This window comes from Lentzea sp. NPDC054927 (assembly GCF_053610285.1).
Map to the genome: position 1 here is coordinate 55,595 of NZ_JBSGXZ010000016.1, position 16,079 is coordinate 71,673.

The 16,079-nt window shown below is 65.7% G+C and carries 15 protein-coding genes; 8 read left to right on the top strand and 7 right to left on the bottom strand.

Annotation, left to right across the window (positions count from 1 at the left end; genetic code table 11):
• Window positions 1-6: 6 nt before the first annotated feature.
• The 4 genes from ACWGE0_RS22310 to ACWGE0_RS22325 are packed head-to-tail and all read right to left on the bottom strand — an operon-like array spanning window position 7 to window position 3,290.
• The gene (locus ACWGE0_RS22310; RefSeq protein WP_452262820.1) at window positions 7-903 is read right to left on the bottom strand and encodes an ABC transporter substrate-binding protein; all 897 of its coding nucleotides are present in this window, start codon (window positions 901-903) and stop codon (window positions 7-9) included.
• A complete protein-coding gene (locus ACWGE0_RS22315; protein ID WP_452262821.1) occupies window positions 900-1,565 on the bottom strand; it encodes an ABC transporter permease in 666 nt (221 codons plus the stop codon). Before ACWGE0_RS22315 ends, ACWGE0_RS22310 begins: the two co-directional genes overlap by 4 nt.
• Before the next feature lie 7 nt (window positions 1,566-1,572).
• On the bottom strand, window positions 1,573-2,211 hold the full coding sequence (locus ACWGE0_RS22320) for an ABC transporter permease (protein ID WP_452262822.1): 639 nt from the start codon (window positions 2,209-2,211) through the stop codon (window positions 1,573-1,575).
• On the bottom strand, window positions 2,208-3,290 hold the full coding sequence (locus tag ACWGE0_RS22325; RefSeq protein ID WP_452262823.1) for an ABC transporter ATP-binding protein: 1,083 nt from the start codon (window positions 3,288-3,290) through the stop codon (window positions 2,208-2,210). The genes ACWGE0_RS22320 and ACWGE0_RS22325 overlap by 4 nt, the downstream gene beginning before the upstream one ends.
• Window positions 3,291-3,421: 131 nt before the next feature.
• Between ACWGE0_RS22325 and ACWGE0_RS22330 the strand changes: the two genes are divergently transcribed.
• The 3 genes from ACWGE0_RS22330 to ACWGE0_RS22340 all read left to right on the top strand — a co-directional run bounded on the left by ACWGE0_RS22330 (window position 3,422) and on the right by ACWGE0_RS22340 (window position 6,017).
• The gene (locus tag ACWGE0_RS22330; RefSeq protein WP_452262824.1) at window positions 3,422-4,978 is read left to right on the top strand and encodes a bis-aminopropyl spermidine synthase family protein; all 1,557 of its coding nucleotides are present in this window, start codon (window positions 3,422-3,424) and stop codon (window positions 4,976-4,978) included.
• A 9-nt stretch (window positions 4,979-4,987) separates the two neighbouring features.
• Complete coding sequence (locus ACWGE0_RS22335; RefSeq protein WP_452262825.1) at window positions 4,988-5,191, top strand: hypothetical protein; 204 nt, start codon at window positions 4,988-4,990, stop codon at window positions 5,189-5,191.
• A 673-nt stretch (window positions 5,192-5,864) separates the two neighbouring features.
• Window positions 5,865-6,017: a hypothetical protein gene (locus ACWGE0_RS22340; RefSeq protein ID WP_452262826.1), complete on the top strand. Its 153-nt coding sequence runs from the start codon at window positions 5,865-5,867 to the stop codon at window positions 6,015-6,017.
• Here ACWGE0_RS22340 and ACWGE0_RS22345 read toward each other — a convergent pair.
• Both ACWGE0_RS22345 and ACWGE0_RS22350 read right to left on the bottom strand, forming a co-directional pair.
• Window positions 6,014-9,199 (bottom strand): EAL domain-containing protein, encoded by a 3,186-nt coding sequence (locus ACWGE0_RS22345; RefSeq protein WP_452262827.1) that lies wholly within the window; start codon window positions 9,197-9,199, stop codon window positions 6,014-6,016. The genes ACWGE0_RS22340 and ACWGE0_RS22345 overlap by 4 nt on opposite strands.
• Before the next feature lie 249 nt (window positions 9,200-9,448).
• Entirely contained in the window at window positions 9,449-10,645 is a 1,197-nt protein-coding gene (locus tag ACWGE0_RS22350; protein WP_452262828.1) for an NAD(P)-dependent malic enzyme, read from the bottom strand.
• A gap of 335 nt (window positions 10,646-10,980) precedes the next feature.
• Here ACWGE0_RS22350 and ACWGE0_RS22355 point away from each other — a divergent pair, with 335 nt between their 5' ends.
• Window positions 10,981-11,580, top strand: coding sequence for a dTDP-4-dehydrorhamnose 3,5-epimerase family protein (locus ACWGE0_RS22355; protein ID WP_319968509.1), 600 nt, complete (start codon window positions 10,981-10,983; stop codon window positions 11,578-11,580).
• Here the strand turns inward: ACWGE0_RS22355 and ACWGE0_RS22360 are convergent.
• A complete protein-coding gene (locus tag ACWGE0_RS22360) occupies window positions 11,570-11,851 on the bottom strand; it encodes a S24 family peptidase (protein ID WP_452262907.1) in 282 nt (93 codons plus the stop codon). The two genes, ACWGE0_RS22355 and ACWGE0_RS22360, sit on opposite strands and share 11 nt — an antisense overlap.
• 97 nt (window positions 11,852-11,948) lie before the next feature.
• Between ACWGE0_RS22360 and sodN the strand changes: the two genes are divergently transcribed.
• The 4 genes from sodN to ACWGE0_RS22380 all read left to right on the top strand — a co-directional run bounded on the left by sodN (window position 11,949) and on the right by ACWGE0_RS22380 (window position 15,693).
• Window positions 11,949-12,356 (top strand): superoxide dismutase, Ni, encoded by a 408-nt coding sequence (sodN, locus tag ACWGE0_RS22365; protein ID WP_030476597.1) that lies wholly within the window; start codon window positions 11,949-11,951, stop codon window positions 12,354-12,356.
• 338 nt (window positions 12,357-12,694) lie between these two features.
• The gene (locus ACWGE0_RS22370; protein ID WP_452262829.1) at window positions 12,695-13,540 is read left to right on the top strand and encodes a hypothetical protein; all 846 of its coding nucleotides are present in this window, start codon (window positions 12,695-12,697) and stop codon (window positions 13,538-13,540) included.
• Between the two features lie 712 nt (window positions 13,541-14,252).
• The gene (locus ACWGE0_RS22375) at window positions 14,253-15,116 is read left to right on the top strand and encodes a hypothetical protein (RefSeq protein WP_452262830.1); all 864 of its coding nucleotides are present in this window, start codon (window positions 14,253-14,255) and stop codon (window positions 15,114-15,116) included.
• 130 nt (window positions 15,117-15,246) lie between these two features.
• Window positions 15,247-15,693 carry a DUF2511 domain-containing protein gene (locus ACWGE0_RS22380; protein WP_452262831.1) on the top strand — a complete coding sequence of 149 codons (447 nt, stop codon included), beginning with the start codon at window positions 15,247-15,249 and terminating at the stop codon, window positions 15,691-15,693.
• Window positions 15,694-16,079: the final 386 nt, after the last annotated feature.

Below are 16,079 nucleotides of genomic sequence, written 5' to 3' on the forward strand. Positions count from 1 at the left end.
TGCAGGTCAGATGCCCGCGGAAGCGAGCCACTCCTTGGCGACCTTCTCCGGCTCCGGCTTGTCCGGCGAGGCCAGCTTCTGGTTCAAGTCCAGCAAGGTCTTCGTGTCGAGCTTCTTCGAGATGGCGTTGAGGGTGTCGCGGACCTGCTGCGACGCCTTCTTCTCGTTGATGAGCGGCAACACGTTCTCCGCTGCGAAGACGTTCCTCGGGTCCTCCAGCACCACGAACTCGTTGGCCTTGATGGCGGAGTCCGTCGTGAACAGGTCGGCCGCCTGCACCGTGTTGTCCTTCAGGCCGGCGACGGTCAGCGGGCCGCCGACGTCGAGCGCCTTGAACTCCTTGAACTCGCAGGCGTACTTGGCCTTCAGACCGGCCAGGCCGTCCGGGCGGTTCTGGAACTCCGGCGGGCCACCGAAGACGAAGTCCTTGCAGTACGGCACGAGGTCTTCGATCGTCTTGAGGCTGTACTGCGCGGCGACCTGCTTGGTGACGACGACTGCGTCCTTGTCCTCCGCGGAGGACTTGTCGAGCACGATGAGGCCCTGCGGCAGCGCCTTCTTCAGCGCCTCGTACACCTCGTCCGAGCCGACCTGGGGCGCCTCCTTGTTGACGTGCTTGAGAAGCACGCCGCTGTACTCGGGGATCAGGTCGATCGAGCCGTCCTGCACGCCCTTGAAGTACAGCTCGCGGTTGCCGATGTTCATCTTCTTGGAGACCTTGACGCCCTTGGCTGCCAAGGCTTCCGAGTAGATCTCCGCGAGCAGGCGCGACTCCGGGAAGTTCCCGGAGCCCACCACGATCGTGTCCGTCGGGGCCGGGTTGTTGGCGCCGCCCGTCAGCGGATCACCACCGCACGCCGACAGAAGCATCACGGCAGCGACAGCCGTGGCGATGCGCTTCATCTTTTTCCTCCGGTTCCCACTGGACGCAGCCCTGGGGAGACCGTCAGCCGTTGCAGGCCGGCGAACCCCAGGTCGACGAGAACGGCGAGCAGTGCCACGAGCACCGCGCCGGCGAGCATCTGTCCGAACTCCTGCAGGGCGAGCCCGTCGAAGACGAGCCTGCCCAGACCACCGGCGCCGGTGTAGGCGGCGATGGTGGCGGTCGCGACCACTTGCAGTGCGGCGCCGCGGAAGCCGCCGTAGATCAGCGGAAGCGCGTTCGGGATCTCCACCTGGAGCAGCACCCCCGACTCGCGCATGCCGACGCCGCGCGCCGCGTCGACGGTCACCGGATCGACCGCGCGGATGCCCGCGTAGGTGCCCGCCATGATCGGCGGGATCGCCAGCAGCACCAGTGCGACGTACACCGGGAAGTCGCCGAGACCCGCCCACAGCACGACGAGGATCAGCACCGCCGTCGTCGGCAACGCCCGCAGGGCGTTGGACAGTCCGACGATCACGAAGCCGCCCTTGCCGGTGTGCCCGACGAAGGCGCCGAGCGGAATCGCGATCAACGCCGCGATCAGCAGCGTCAACAGCGTGTAACCGAGATGTTCCAGCAGCCGCACCGGAATTCCGGTCGAGCCGGACCAGTGCGCGGGATCGAAGAGCCAGTTGCCCATCAGCAGCTCACCTCCCCGCCCGTGCCCACGGCGTGAGCACACGTCCGATCAGCAACAGCAGGCCGTCCGCGAGCACCGCCAGCACGACCGTCCCGATGAGACCCGCGAGGACCTTCTCGGTGTGGTCGGTCTGGTAGCCCTCGGTGAAGAGCTGGCCGTAGCCGCCGAGTCCGACGAGCGCGCCCACGCTCACCATGCTGATGTTCGACACCGTCGCGACCCGCAGGCCCGCGATCGTGACCGGCAGCGCCAGCGGGAAGTCGACGGTGAGGAACCTGCGCAACGGCCGGTACCCCATCGCGTTCGCGGCGGCGATGACGTTGCCCGGCACCGACGACAGCGCGTCGGCGACCGAGCGGACCATCAGCGCGACCGTGTAGACCACCAACGGCACGATGACGTTGATCTCGTCGAGGATCTTCACGCCGAGCAGCACCGGGGTGATCACGATCAGCGCGATGGACGGGATCGTGAACAGGATGTTGGCGAACGGGAAGAGCACCGCGCGCGCCGTCTGCGACCGGCTCGCCCACCACCCCAGCGGGATGGCGAGCACGAAACCGATCAGCACCGGCACGACGGAGAGCCGGAGGTGCACCTCGGTGACTTCCCAGAACCTTTCCCAGTTCTCGAAAATCCAGGTCACTTCGGGACCTCACCCGCCGCGCGGGCCTTCGCGAGCGCCTGGATCACGTCGTCGGCGCGGACCACACCGGCCACCGCGCCTCGGTCGTCGACCATGACGCCGAGCGCGGACGGCGAGCTGAGCGCCGCGTCCAGCGCACCGCGCAACGTCGTGCCGTCGTAGAGCGAGCCGCCGGAGATGAGGTGTTTCTCCGCGACCTCGACCTCACCGTCCACTCCGGACAGCCAGCCCTTGGGCCGGTTCTCGTCGTCGACGACGAGCGTCCAGTCCGCGACGGTGATGCGCTCACCGAGCTTGGCCGTGGCGATCGGGTGCACGGGCACGTCCGCGTGCAGGAACGTAAGCGTGCGGTAGCCGCGGTCCCTGCCGACGAACGACGCCACGAAGTCGTTGGCGGGCGCGGCCAGCAGCTCGGTCGGCCGCGCGTACTGCGCGAGGTGCCCACCTGTCTGGAACACCGCGACGCGCTCGCCGAGTTTCAACGCCTCGTCGATGTCGTGCGTGACGAACACGATCGTCTTGTCGAGTTCCGCTTGCAGGCGAAGGAGTTCGTTCTGCAGGTCCTCGCGCACGACCGGGTCGACCGCGCTGAACGGTTCGTCCATCAACAACACCGGCGGGTCCGCCGCGAGCGCACGGGCGACGCCCACGCGTTGCTGCTGACCGCCGGAGAGCTGAGCCGGGTAGCGCTTGCCGAACGCCGGGTCGAGCCCGACGATCTCCAGCAGCTCCGCGGCGCGAGTGCGGGCCTTTCGTCTGTCCCAACCGGACAGCAGCGGGACCGTGGCGACGTTGTCCAGCACGGTCCGGTGCGGGAAGAGCCCCGCCTGCTGGATCACGTAGCCGATGCCGCGCCGCAGCGTCGGCGGATCAACGGTCAGGACGTCCTTGCCGTCAACGAGGATCGTGCCCGACGTCGGGTCGATCATGCGGTTGACCATGCGCAGCGACGTCGTCTTGCCGCAGCCGGAAGGACCCACGAACACCGTGATGGTGCCCGCCTCGACCGTGAGGTCGAGTTCGTCGACAGCGATGGTCCCGTCCTCGAACCGCTTGGTGACGGCCCGGAACTCGATCACCCGAAGATCCCTCCGGTCGTGACGGCCACCCCGATTGGGCCGCCCTGGATGCAGATCCCTGTGACCTTAACTCGTTCGGCGTACCCCGGCACAGCATTCCACTATGTGACGGGCCGTATGGTTTACCGCTTGTGACGATCGACCAGGTTCGCCAGTTGGTGACGGAGCGCGGAGTACACGCCCGCAAGCTCCGCGAAGTGTTGTCCCTGCTCAGCGAGGACTGGCATCCGCTGGCCGAACTCGTGCGCCTGCCCGCCGTGCCTCGCCGCACCGTGCAGGACCTGCTCAAAGCCCTCGGCGACGACATCGAATCTTCAAACGATCGTTACCGCATCGCGCCCGGTCTGGTCGCCTCGTACCGCAGCGCTTTTGGCGTTTCGGGCGTCCGCGACCACACGGACGTGCTGCGCCAGATCCTCGTGGACATCGCGGACGTCCCGCCGCCTTTGTCCTCGTTGGACCACGTGCAGGCGACCGCCGAGACAGCGCTGAACCGCGCGGTGTGGCTGGATTCCGGCTACGACCTCGCGGGCAAGCGTTTGCTGTGCCTCGGCGACCACGACCTGACCTCGCTGGCCGTCGCCGCGGTCAACCCGCACGTGTCGATCACCGTCGTCGATCTCGACGAGCGCCTGCTGGAGTTCATCGACTCACGTGCCGCCGCGCGCGGGCTCGACATCCGGACGTTGCACTGCGACATGCGCTTCGGCCTGCCCGCGTCGGTTCTCGAATCATTCGACCTCGTTTTCAGCGACCCGCCCTACACGCCGGAGGGCATGGGCCTGTTCGCCGGCCGCGCGATCGAGGCGTTGGAGGACATCTCCGCGGGACGGCTGCTGCTCGCCTACGGATTCTCCGACAGGACGCCCGCACTGGGTTTGAAGGTGCAGCAGGAACTGCAGAAGCTCGGCCTGGTGTTCGAGGCCATCCTGCCCGCGTTCCACCGGTTCGACGGGGCCCAGGCCATCGGTTCCGCCGCCGATCTGTACGTCTGCCGGCCGACCGGACGACGCGCGGTGTCCGGCGGCACGCGGATCTACACGCACGGCGCGCAGTCCGTCGAGTCCTCGGGCCCCTCGAAGGAGGCTTTGGCCGCTCTGTCCGAACTGGCGCCCCGCCCCGAGTCCTCGCCGCCGCCGAAGCCCCGCGCCGCCGGATGGGCCGAGCCCGTGGGCAAGGGCGCGGCTTCGCTGGCCGTTGACCTGTCGGCGGATCCGGGCCCGTGGTTGCTGCGGACGCTGCTGGCGTCCTCACCGGCGCGGCTGGCGTGCCTGGTGCCGAACAACCACCCTGCCGTGTCCTCGGAGGCCGGGCAGACGGAGCTCCAGGAACTGGTGCGGACCCGGTTCAAGCTGAAATTCCTGCGCAACAACCCAGATGGCAAGACGACGATCGTCGTTGCCGATCAGGTGCTGGCCGGATCGCTGTCAGCCGGCGAGCGGGTGGTGCGCGAGATTCTCATGAAGGCGCACGGGAAGTTGCGCAACGTGTGGCGGGAGGCGTTGATCAGCGGATCTTCGGGGTTGCTGACGAAGAACCAGGCGCGGGAGATCGTCGACTCGGCCGGCGTCGTCGAGGACGACCTGGAGCTGCGGTTGATCGATCTGCCGAAGCACCGGGTGGCCGCGGTGCTGAAGGCGGCGGGAGAGAGCGCCGAGTACCTGGAAGCGCCGACGCCGAACGCCTAGCCTTGTTCGGTGCCTTTCGACGCGCGTGTCTTCCAGATCCTCATCGCCTCTCCTGGTGATGTGCAGGCGGAGCGGGACACGATCACTGAGGTCATCCACGAGTGGAACTACCTCAACTCCCGCGAAAAGGGAATCGTCCTGCTGCCGCTGCGCTGGGAGACGCACGCGGCACCAGAGCTGAACGAACGCCCGCAGGTCGTGATCAACCGCTAGGTCGTGGATCAGTGCGACATGGCGGTCGGGGTGTTCTGGACGCGGATGGGAACGCCGACAGACGTCGCGGCCAGCGGAACAGCCGAGGAGGTCCAGCGCGCGGTGATGCGGGCAAGCCGGTGATGCTCTACTTCTCGCGCCAGAAGGTGGACCTGGAGGCCGTCGACCTCACCGAGTACGCGACACCGCTCGAGTTCCGCGACAAGTTCTCCCGCCGGCTCTCGATCAAGGTTCGGGAGCTCGTCGCGTTGGGGGTCACCGACGGACGCGGCGAGCAGGCCGACCAGAACCCCGGGCTGCTGCTGAGGCTGGCCGAATCGGGACTACTACCGCGAGGTCGTGCAGGCCTATCTGGAACGCAACGCTCACCGTGCGCTCCGCCTGGCATTGGTGAACCCCGCGGTCCAAGGACTGCAGAACCTGTTCCTCGAACTCATCGTCACCTCGACAACGGGCGATGCCCAGCTCGTCGCCGAGGAACCGGAGCTGGCTTCGCCTACCACCGAGACGGGCGGCTACTTCAGCCAAGTTACGACCTATTTCGTCGGACAGGACATAGCGACTCTCAGCCGCATCCAGCTGCAGCAGGAAGGTCCGAGCAGCTGGCGAATGGAGCTCGAGGTCCCGGTCGTCCACGCCACCAGGACCGTCTTCTCCAAGAACGAGTTCTGGGGTGAACGTCGCCAAGCCATCGATGATCACGCTCGACTGCACGGCCTACTCACCGAACTCGGCACCGTTCACGATGCGCACCAGCCTGGAGATCAAGGTCACCCACCGCGAGATGACCTATCGCGAAATCCTCGCGGCCTACGAGGCCAGCTAGCCGGCACGAGGGATGTGGAGCGGACCGAGGGCTAGCACCGCGCGGAACTCCTTGGGCGGCACCGGACGCGAGAACAACCAGCCCTGGTACGCGTCCACGCCGACCCCGCGCAGAACGTGGAACTGCGTGGCCGTCTCCACACCCTCTGCCACGCACTTGCGCCCCATCGCGCGGGCCATGTCCACCACGGCACGGGCGACGGCGAAGTCCGAGGAGTCGTTGCCCACGCCCGAAACGAAGCGCCGGTCCACCTTGATGATCTGCGCCGGCAGGTCCTTCAGGCGGGCCAGCGACGAGTAGCCGGTGCCGAAGTCGTCGACGGCGAACTGCACGCCGCGCTTCACCAGTTCGTCCATGGACTGCCGGACGCGCGAGGGCAGGTCGACGAACGCGGTCTCGACCAGTTCCAGCACCACCCGTTCCCACGGGACGCCGGACTCCATGATCGCGGTCGACACGATGTCGACGAACTCGGGATCGCCCGGCACCAACCCGGCCAGGTTCACCGCCACCGACACCGGACGGCCGTCGGGCGCGGGCCAGGTCGCGGCCTCGCGCAAGGCGGTTCGCAGCACCCAGCGGTCGAGCTCGCGCATCAGGTCGCCCTGCTCGGCGACCGGCAGGAACACGTCCGGCGGCAGCAGTCCGCGGTCGGGGTGCGGCCAGCGCACCAGGGCCTCGGCGGTCAGGACGGCGCCGTCGACACCGACGACCGGCTGGTAGTGCAACGCCAGGCCGTCGTGCTGAATGGCGTCGCGCAGCTGGCCTTCGAGGTGCACCTGGCGGTCCGCGGAGGCGATCAGCGCGGCCGACGCCAACGACACGCGTCCGGCGCCGTTGCGCTTGGCCTCGAACATCGCGGCGTCGGCGAACCGCAGCAGGTCGGCGCCGTTCGCGCGCGAGCCGTTCGGCACGGCGGCACCGATCGAGGCGGAGACCCTGACCAGCTGACCGTGCACCGGAACGGCGGTCCTCAGCAACGACGCGACCCGGGTCGCCAGGGCGTCGACGCCGCCGACCGAGTCGATGTCCTCGGAGATGATCACGTACTCGTCGCCGGACAGCCGGGCCGCGGTGCAGCCCTCCGGCAGGCCGCCTTCCAGCCTGCGGGCCAGCGCCACGAGCAGCTCGTCGCCGGCGTCGTGGCCGAGGGAGTCGTTGACGCGCTTGAAGTTGTCGATGTCGCAGAACAGGACCGCGACCTTGGACCGGCCGGGACCGTCCAGCACCTTGCTGAGGATCTCCTTCACCAGCGCGCGGTTCGGGAGGCCGGTCAGCTCGTCGTGGGTGGCCTGGTGGCGCAGGGCCTCTGCGGCGCGGCGGCGTTCGGTGATGTCCAGGAACACGATCAGCCAGAAGCGGCGGCCGTCGTCCTGCACGGACAGCGCGATGTGCAGTTCGCAGTAGACCTTTTCGCCGTCGGGGCGCACGAGGATGCGCTGCGGGATCTTCTGCGTGCGCTCGGCGGCCCACTGCAGGCCCGGCGAGGTGTCCTCGGGGTGGGTGAGCTGCTCAGCGGTCATGCCGCGGAGCTGCTCCAGTTCCATGCCCAGCAGGTCGCACAACGCGTCGTTGGCGTCCACCAGGCGTTCGCCCTCGTCGAACAGGCCGATGCCGACCGGCGTGACCGACACCAGGTCGGTGAAGCGCTGCGAGGAACGCTTCATGCGTGCCTCGGCGGCGCGCTGTTCGGTGACGTCCTGGGCGGTGCCGACGGCGAGCTGCTTGCCGTGCGGGCCGTGCACGATCATGCCGTGGCAGCGGAAGATGCGCAGCGAGCCGTCCGGACGCACCACGCGGTGCTCGCACTGCACGGCGATCTCGTCGACGGCCAGCTGGCGCCACAGGTCGTCCACCCACGACCGGTCTTCCGGGTGCACGAGGCCGAGGTAGTACTGGTAGTTGCCGGCGATGTCCGCGGGGATGCCGTAGAGCTCGCGCAGCATGTCCGACCACACGACCTCGCCGGTGCCGGGGTTCCACTCCCACATGCCGAGGCGCGCGGCCTGCTGCGCGTCCGCCAGCCGTCTGCGGTCCTCGCGCATCTGACGTTCGAGCGCACGTGCTTCGGTGACGTCCTGGATGGTGCCGTGGTAGCGCTCGATGCGGCCGGACGGCGCGATCTCGGCGCGGGCCCGGCACATGTAGACGCGCTCGCCGACCTCGCTGCGGACCTCGACCTCGACCGGCGCGTCGTCGGAGGTGTGCAGCAGCTGGTGCCGCAACGCCTTGACGGCCTCGCGGTCGTCCGGGTGCACGCCGCTGAGCAGGTCCTCGTCCGGCGTCATGCCGAGCTCGGCGAACATCTCCATCAGCACTTCGCTGCGGTGGACCGCCCGCGTGCCGGTCTCGTAGGCCCAGCTGCCGATGCGGGCGATGCGCTGCGCCTCCAGCAGCCGCGCCCGTTCCTGCGCGAGCTCGGTGGCCGCGCGCTTGGCCTCGGTGATGTCGCGGATGTAGCCGGTGATCTTGTCCAGCTGACCCGCGTCGGTCAGCCTCGCCTCGGCGACACCGCGGATCCACCGCAGCTGGCCGTCCGGGCGCACGATCCGGTACTCGATGTCGATCGGGTCGCCGGTGATCTCCCGGCCCTGCCAGTACGTCGCGACCATGTTGTAGTCGTCCGGGTGCACGACGTCGAGAACGGCCTGCGCACCGGGCACGACGGCGCCTCGTTCGACGCCGAGAAGTTCGTAGTGCGTGTCCGACCAGACGGTCAGGCCGGTCTCCGGGTCGAACTCCCACGAGCCCAGCTCGGCGACCCGCTGGACCTTGCGCAGCCGGCGTTGTTCGTCGCGCAACGCGTCCGCGGCGGTCGAAAGATCGGACACGTCGATCAGGAGGACGGCCTGCAGGCCCGTTCCGGGGACGGCGTGCCTGGCCACGCGGACGGGCAGTTCGCTGCCGTCACAGCGCGACAGGCGCAGGTCGGACTGGTTGCCGAGGAGCAGATCACCGAGCGGGCGCCCGACGAGGTCGTCGGCTCCCTGCGCACCGGCCAGCTCCACCGCGGCCGGGTTCGCCTGCATGACGACGCCCTTGAGGTCCACGAGCAACGACGGCGCGTCGGGCAAGGTCAGCCCGTCCAGCGTCACCGAAGGCTTTCCAGTCGGTGACGTGTTCGGCGCAGCCGTCCGTGCACGGCCGTTCACCACTGTCGCGCGTCCCACCCACTTGGGCACCGGCCCACCCTCTCCCGTATCCGCCGCCCGCGGCAATTCGGGTGGGCACGACAACGGCACCCGAACGGCGGCAAACACGAACCCTCTCCTCGGGTGAACACCCGAGGAGAGGGACGGTAGCGCTTCAGAGCGTCATCGCCCACCCCTGCACGGGTTAACGAAAAGCCACGTTCGTGGTTCCGGTCTCCGTGAACTTGCAAAAGGGTGGCAAATGAACAGCGGGATCAGGCGTGTGATCAGGTGCGTTGATCAGGCAACACCGTCAGCCTTGGCGGCAACCGCCACAGCTGCGGCAACCTCGGGACCGACCCGCGGGTCCAACGCGGACGGAACAATTCGGTCTGGACCCAAATCATCTTTCGCAACGGCCAGAATTGCGTCCGCGGCGGCGAGCTTCATGCCCTCGGTGATCCGTCGCGCACCCGCATCCAGCGCCCCGCGGAAAATGCCGGGGAACGCGAGCACGTTGTTGATCTGGTTCGGGAAGTCGCTGCGGCCGGTGGCCACGATCGCGGCGTGCCTGGCGGCGACCTCCGGGTGCACCTCGGGGTCCGGGTTCGACAGCGCGAACACGATCGAGTCGTTCGCCATGCTCGCGATCAGGTCCTCGGGCACCTTCGACGACGACACGCCGATGAAGACGTCCGCGCCGCGCAGAGCCACGTCGATGCCGCCGTCGAGGTTGCTGGAGTTGGTGACCGCCGCGATCTGTTCCTTCACCGGGTTCAGGCCGGCGCGACCGGTGCGGACGATGCCGCGCGAGTCGAGCAGCGTGATGTCACCGGCGCCGGCGGCGATCAGGATCTTGGCGATCGCGATGCCCGCGGCGCCCGCACCGGAGATGACCACCCGCTGGTCGCCGATGTTCTTGCTGAGCACCGTGTTCGCACCGTTGAGAGCCGCGAGCGACACGACCGCAGTGCCGTGCTGGTCGTCGTGCATGACCGGGCAGTCGAGCGCCTCGATCAGCTTCTGCTCCAGCTCGAAGCATCGCGGCGCGGAGACGTCCTCGAGGTTGACCGCGCCGAACGACGGCCGCAGCCGGACGAGCGTCTCGACGATCTCGTCCACGTCCGTCGTGTTGAGCACGAGCGGGATGGAGTCGAGGCCACCGAACGTCTTGAACAGCGCGGACTTGCCCTCCATGACGGGCAGCGACGCGCTGGGGCCGATGTCACCGAGGCCGAGCACCGCGGTGCCGTCGCTGACGACGACGACCAGGCGGTGCGCCCAGGTGTACTTCGCGGCGAGGGTGGGGTCCGCCGCGATGGCCTTGCTCACTCGTGCGACACCAGGGGTGTACGCGATGGACAGCGCTTTCGGGTCAGCGAGCGAGGCGGTCGCGCCGACCTCGAGCTTCCCGCCCAGGTGCGCGTTGAAGATCTCCTCGTCCGTCAGCTGCGTCGGATCGGAGTTCTCGGTACGGGCTTCGTTCACTGCTGTCACGGCGTCCCTCCTGCGGTGCGGGCGGCGTAGTAGCCCCGGACATGGGCTCATCACCAAACGGCGCACCGGCCCAGCGTTGTCACGCCGGGTACACGGGGCCTTGAAACTCGGTCGACTTCGCCGACGAGTTTTGCGTCGGAGAACCGCCCGAGTGCTGCGGGTGACGGAAGTGTGGCAGGGTCGCGGTCCGCTGTCTGCGGCGGGGATCACACTTTTTCCGCAGGTCAGAGGGCATGTAGCAAGACGTCCGTCCGGTTTTCTGCACCGACCGGTCGGTTTATGCAGGCAGGAAGCACCCGATCGGTCAAGAAACTTTGACGCCTTAGAGTGACGGCATGCAGGCGAGTTCGCTGAAAATTGACGGCGCGTTCGAGTTCACTCCTCGGACATTTCCCGACGACCGCGGCGTGTTCGTCTCGCCGTACCAGGAGGCTGCCTTCATCGAGGCGGTCGGACACCCGCTCCGAGTCGCTCAGACCAACCACAGCGTCTCCCGCGCGGGCACCATCCGCGGCATCCACTACGCGGACGTCCCACCGTCCCAAGCCAAGTACGTCTTCTGCCCGCGCGGCTCGTTCATCGACATGATCATCGACATCCGCGTCGGCTCCCCGACGTTCGGCCAGTGGGAGGCCGTGCACGTCTCCTCCACCAAGTGCAACGCCGTCTACCTGGCCGAAGGGCTGGGCCACGCGATGATCGCGCTGGAAGACGACACGACCATGAACTACCTCTGCTCCACCGTCTACAACCCGTCCGGCGAACACGGCCTGACCCCGCTCGACCCCGCGCTGGACCTCCCGTGGCCGCGCGAGCTCGAATTCCTGCTGTCGGAGAAGGACACCTCCGCCCCCACCCTGGCCGAGGCCTACGAGGCGGGCGTGCTGCCGCGCTACGACGACTGCGTGGCGCTGTACGCGTCTCTCAAAGTCTGATCCGCGGCCTCGGCCATAGTCGAGCTTTGACGACTCCGAGCACCTCCGCAGGTCCGAGGTGTTCGGAGTCCGTGCTCGCGTACGGGTTGTCTCCTACTACGTGCCACCCGCCGTCCACTTCGTGAGAGGCACGCTTGACCGACAGTTGATCCGGTCTGCTGGCCCACCTGACGAGAACCACGTCATTGGCCTTGGGCTCCGCACCCCACCTGACCAGCACGATGTCGTCGTCGCGAAGGGCAGGCGCCATCGAGGGCCCCTTCACGAGCACGGTGGAAAGACGCGGTCTCAACGATCACCCTTCGAGCGGCCGGAGTAGGGTTCTTACCTGTCGGAGCATCCACTGTCTTTTCATTCTGGGAGGAACGATGCGACTCGTGTCGCGCATTCTCCGCCCGCGCGTCGAAGCCACCGCGCACTGCGACCTGCCCTGCGGTGTCTACGACCCGGCGCAGGCCCGCATCGAGGCCGAGTCCGTCAAGGCGGTCCAGGAGAAGTACCAGGCCAACGAGGACCCGGAGTTCCGGGAGCGCGCCGTCCTGATCAAGGAACAGCGCAGCGAGCTCGTCAAGCACCACCTGTGGGTGCTGTGGACGGACTACTTCAAGCCGCCGCACTTCGAGAAGTACCCCGAGCTGCACGACCTGTTCAACCGCGCCACCAAGGCCGCGGGTGCGTCGGGCACCAAGGGTTCGATGGACCCGGCTTCCGGCCAGGCCCTGCTGGACCTGATCGCGCAGATCGACAAGATCTTCTGGGAGACCAAGCAGGGCTGAGGTCGAAGCCCTGAGAACGACGCTGACCAGCGAAATCTCTTTCGTCGGTCAGCGTCGTTTCTCGTCTTTTGGGGTTGTTTCACGGCCCCAGGACGGCCCAGCTTTGTCCTCAAGGGACAGACGAGATCCGCTTGATCATTCGCCCCTCACCGTGCCCACGACCTTCGATGGCAAGCCTGTGTGCTGGTCGATGCCGCCAGGCGTTGAGCTGTCCATGGACGCGGCAGCGAGCCCCAAGACCAGCTTCGCCAGGTAGGCCACACTGCGCTCGTCCCTACTCGTCAAGCCACAGGCAGTTCCAGCACCTTCGAACAGTTGTTCAGGTAGCCTCATGACGCATGAACAGCAGTGACCGCGAGGACGCCGAGCCCCGCGCGTTGAACGTGGCACCCACGAACATCGCCAATCTCGCCTCCGCGCTTTCGAACAGTCCTGCCGTTCGGTTCGCGAACAGCCCTGCCGCCCAAGTCATGAACAGCTCGGTTCTCCGACTCGCAGAGACCTTCGAGCGCCACTGGGCTCTCCAAATGAAGGGCATCGCCGAGTCCGCCGAGCGAGCAATCCAGGTCTCAATGGCCCCCGCCCTGCTGCGTATGACCGAGATGCTTGAGCAGATATCTCTCCAACACACCAGGAGCCTGACTAACCTAGCCGCCACGCTTGCGGCCAGCCCAGCCTTCCAGCTCTCAGAGACCTTCAACCAGCGTTGGGCTCTCCAGATGCAGGGCGTTGCTGACCTCGTAGCTCAGGTCTCCACAGGTCCCACCCTTCGAATGACAGAGATGCTCGACCAGATGTCGGCCCAGCAGACGAGGGCGATCAACGCTCTCGTCGCTAGTGTCACTACCGGTCACGATTCGCGCTTCAGTGAGATCGTCGAGCAGCTGTCGGCCGAACCGCAAGCGCTCGTCGAAGCTGCCGAGAACCTGGCCAACGAGGTTGACGACGTCGCGCTGGGTGTTGCGCTTCGAGGCCTGGTGCACGACTTGATCAAGTTTGGCGGCGTCTTCGCCTTGTTCTGGTTTCTATTCGTCGTCCGAGCCGTTTACAGCGACGGCGACGCCGGCGACCGCGGGCAAACGTTTGACGGAGTCTTCGCGATTGCGGCTGCCTGCGCGGCTGCGACGCCAGGATTCAACAAGCTCGCCAAGAAGGTGGCGCCGAAGGAAGAGCAGGACCAGTAACCCCGAAGTTTGCGGATCTTGGTCCATGGTCCACTGTGGATACATTTGTCGTGGTCTCGGGCTTTACGGACTCCGGCACGTTGTCCCATGCGGCTCTTTGTGAACGTTTGATGTTGTAAACGAGGGGTAAGCGGGGGGGAACGATCTTGCTCTCCGGCGGTGGTGCTCTGCCGGCAGCGCCGTCCGAGCCTGCTGCGGTTAGCTGAGTGTCTCGAACGTGGTAATGCGGAGCCATGGTGAGGCGATACACCTGAACATGGCCGGAGGGTTCTGGGATGGCTGGCACGGACGACAGATCCGTTGGCGTCGACGGTGGCTGCGTACTCGACTTCTTCAGATAAACGGTGAGCCTGACCAGAAAGGGCGACGCGGTCTAGAAGGGCGCACAGTAGCTGCGCAACACGGACTCATCGATCAGCTTGAGAAACGTCGTTGGCGTGCGTTGGCTGGTCCGGTCGCTCTCGATGTGGACTTTTACACGTGTGCCACGCAGCCGCCTGCGCTCCACCGTCTTGCCAAACATCTTCTGGACCTGCTTGGTCCTGCCAGGCCTGGGGTCGCGAAGCGCCGACGCCACGTGCTCTACAGAGATGACCGCCAGGTAAAGCTGCTCTATGTGCATCTTTGGCAGGGCTCGGCAGACTCAAGGAAGAGCGCTCATACCGCGATCAGTGTTCGTCCGCTCAGAGACGTTGTCGAGGACATGCACCTCATGTATGAGATTCGCAGCGAAGGCTACGTCTTCCGCTCGTTTTTCGAAGAAGACAAAGGTCCGTTCTATTCCCCCAATGTTCCCGATGTAGACCTAACGCCTACGTTCGACCTTCGAATGGCCACTTCAGCGGAGCAAGCTAACGAGTGGCAAGACGTCAATGAACGGCTTACCGATCATGATCGCGCGCAACTTCAAGAAGCATTACTGCTCGCGAATGAGGCGGGTATAGCAAGAATTATCTGCGCGTCGCCGAACTGGATGGAAGGCGCGGGCAGGGAAGCTGTCAGTGGGATTAAAATGGTGCCCCTCAAGGGTATCTATGACGCAAGAGAAAAGCTTCATTCCGAATATCGAAGAATGCTTCTCTCTGAGCCTGTGGTGTATCCCTTGCCGGGTCTTCCCAGTGCGAGCGGTGAAGGTAAGGAGTTTAGAGCGTCGGTCCTCGCGCAACTCGAAGATCTGTTGCGCAGGCGGCCGGTATTCAACCCGCTTCTCGTGCCGCTGAAAGTAATATTTCTTGTGGTGCCACCGATTCAAGGCAAAGACCTCGATAACATCGCCTTGACTCTGCTCCCTATGGTTCACGAAGTACTCCAACCCCGCCTCGAACACTGGTTCGAATGGAGGAAGCGGCGTCCTCGGACTGGCGGGGCTGAAGTAGATGTATCTTCAAGTGGTTCGCACTCTAGCGTGAAACACAGTGTGGCGGCATATGAAGTCATCGAGATTAAAAGGGTGATCGATGATCCGCCAGGCGGTCACCTTCGCCTTGCCTTGGGGAGCGGGGATCAAAGAGGCAGTACCTGGGGGAGAATTGCTGACGTCGTGGACAGATACATGAATGATCTAGAGCCAGACTAGGCGGGCCGAAAGAAGTCCGGGCCTCACAGAAATCCTCAGTCAGCGACAGAAGGTCACCTGCCGATGCTGGCACCCTTGGCGGTATCGGATACACCACCCATACCTAATGAGCAATATTTCGGGAGAGCCGATGAACCTGAGGGCCGCCAGCCACTTATCACTGCTCTTGGTTGCCACACTTGTTGGAAGTTGCGGTACACAGGAGTCCCCAAGTGGATCGAAAATCGATCCGACCGCGTCCGCCGCGATAGCGACGTCAACGACTCCTTCCGCGCATATACCCACCACAACCGCGACCAGGACTCCCGATCCGACGCAAGCAACAAGAGGACCAGGTGAAATCCGGCGAGAGGACTTCGGGGAGAAGTGGCCACTCACGGTCGACGCAGGCGTAGTTCGGTGTCAAAACGGGGCCGTCACCTTCACGTCGAATGGCTCCAACTACGACGTTAATGGAACTGCGATGACAAAGAATCGAGGGAAAAAGATCGATGAAATCTGGGCTGACGATCCGAAGAATGCGGGATTAAAAATAAACATTAGCCCGATTATTGAACTCGGACTAAAGTTGTGCTGAACCGGATCCCTTAATGCCCATGCCCCAATGGTATCGAGCGCATGACCACCTATGCCGCAGCGCAGGAGCGGTTGAGCGACGACCGCCGTCCACATGGCCTGGTCAAACTGAACTATGTCTGGCGCACCGAGCAATACGCCGACCGCTTCATCGTTCTAGGCCTCTCGATGCGAACTACCGGCAGGCTGGTCGATCGTGGTCTTTGTCGAGGTCAGAGGGTCGGTAGCAGTCGTTCGCGGCCGTCTTTAGCCGGAGCAGTTGCTGTACTTTGCTGCTGTACTGCAGTCCTCTGACCAGGCATTACGCCTGCAAGCAGCAACCGGACAGACGTGGTTCGAGGGCAAGCCTGTGGGCTGGTCGACGCCGCCAAGGCGTTGAGCTGTCCA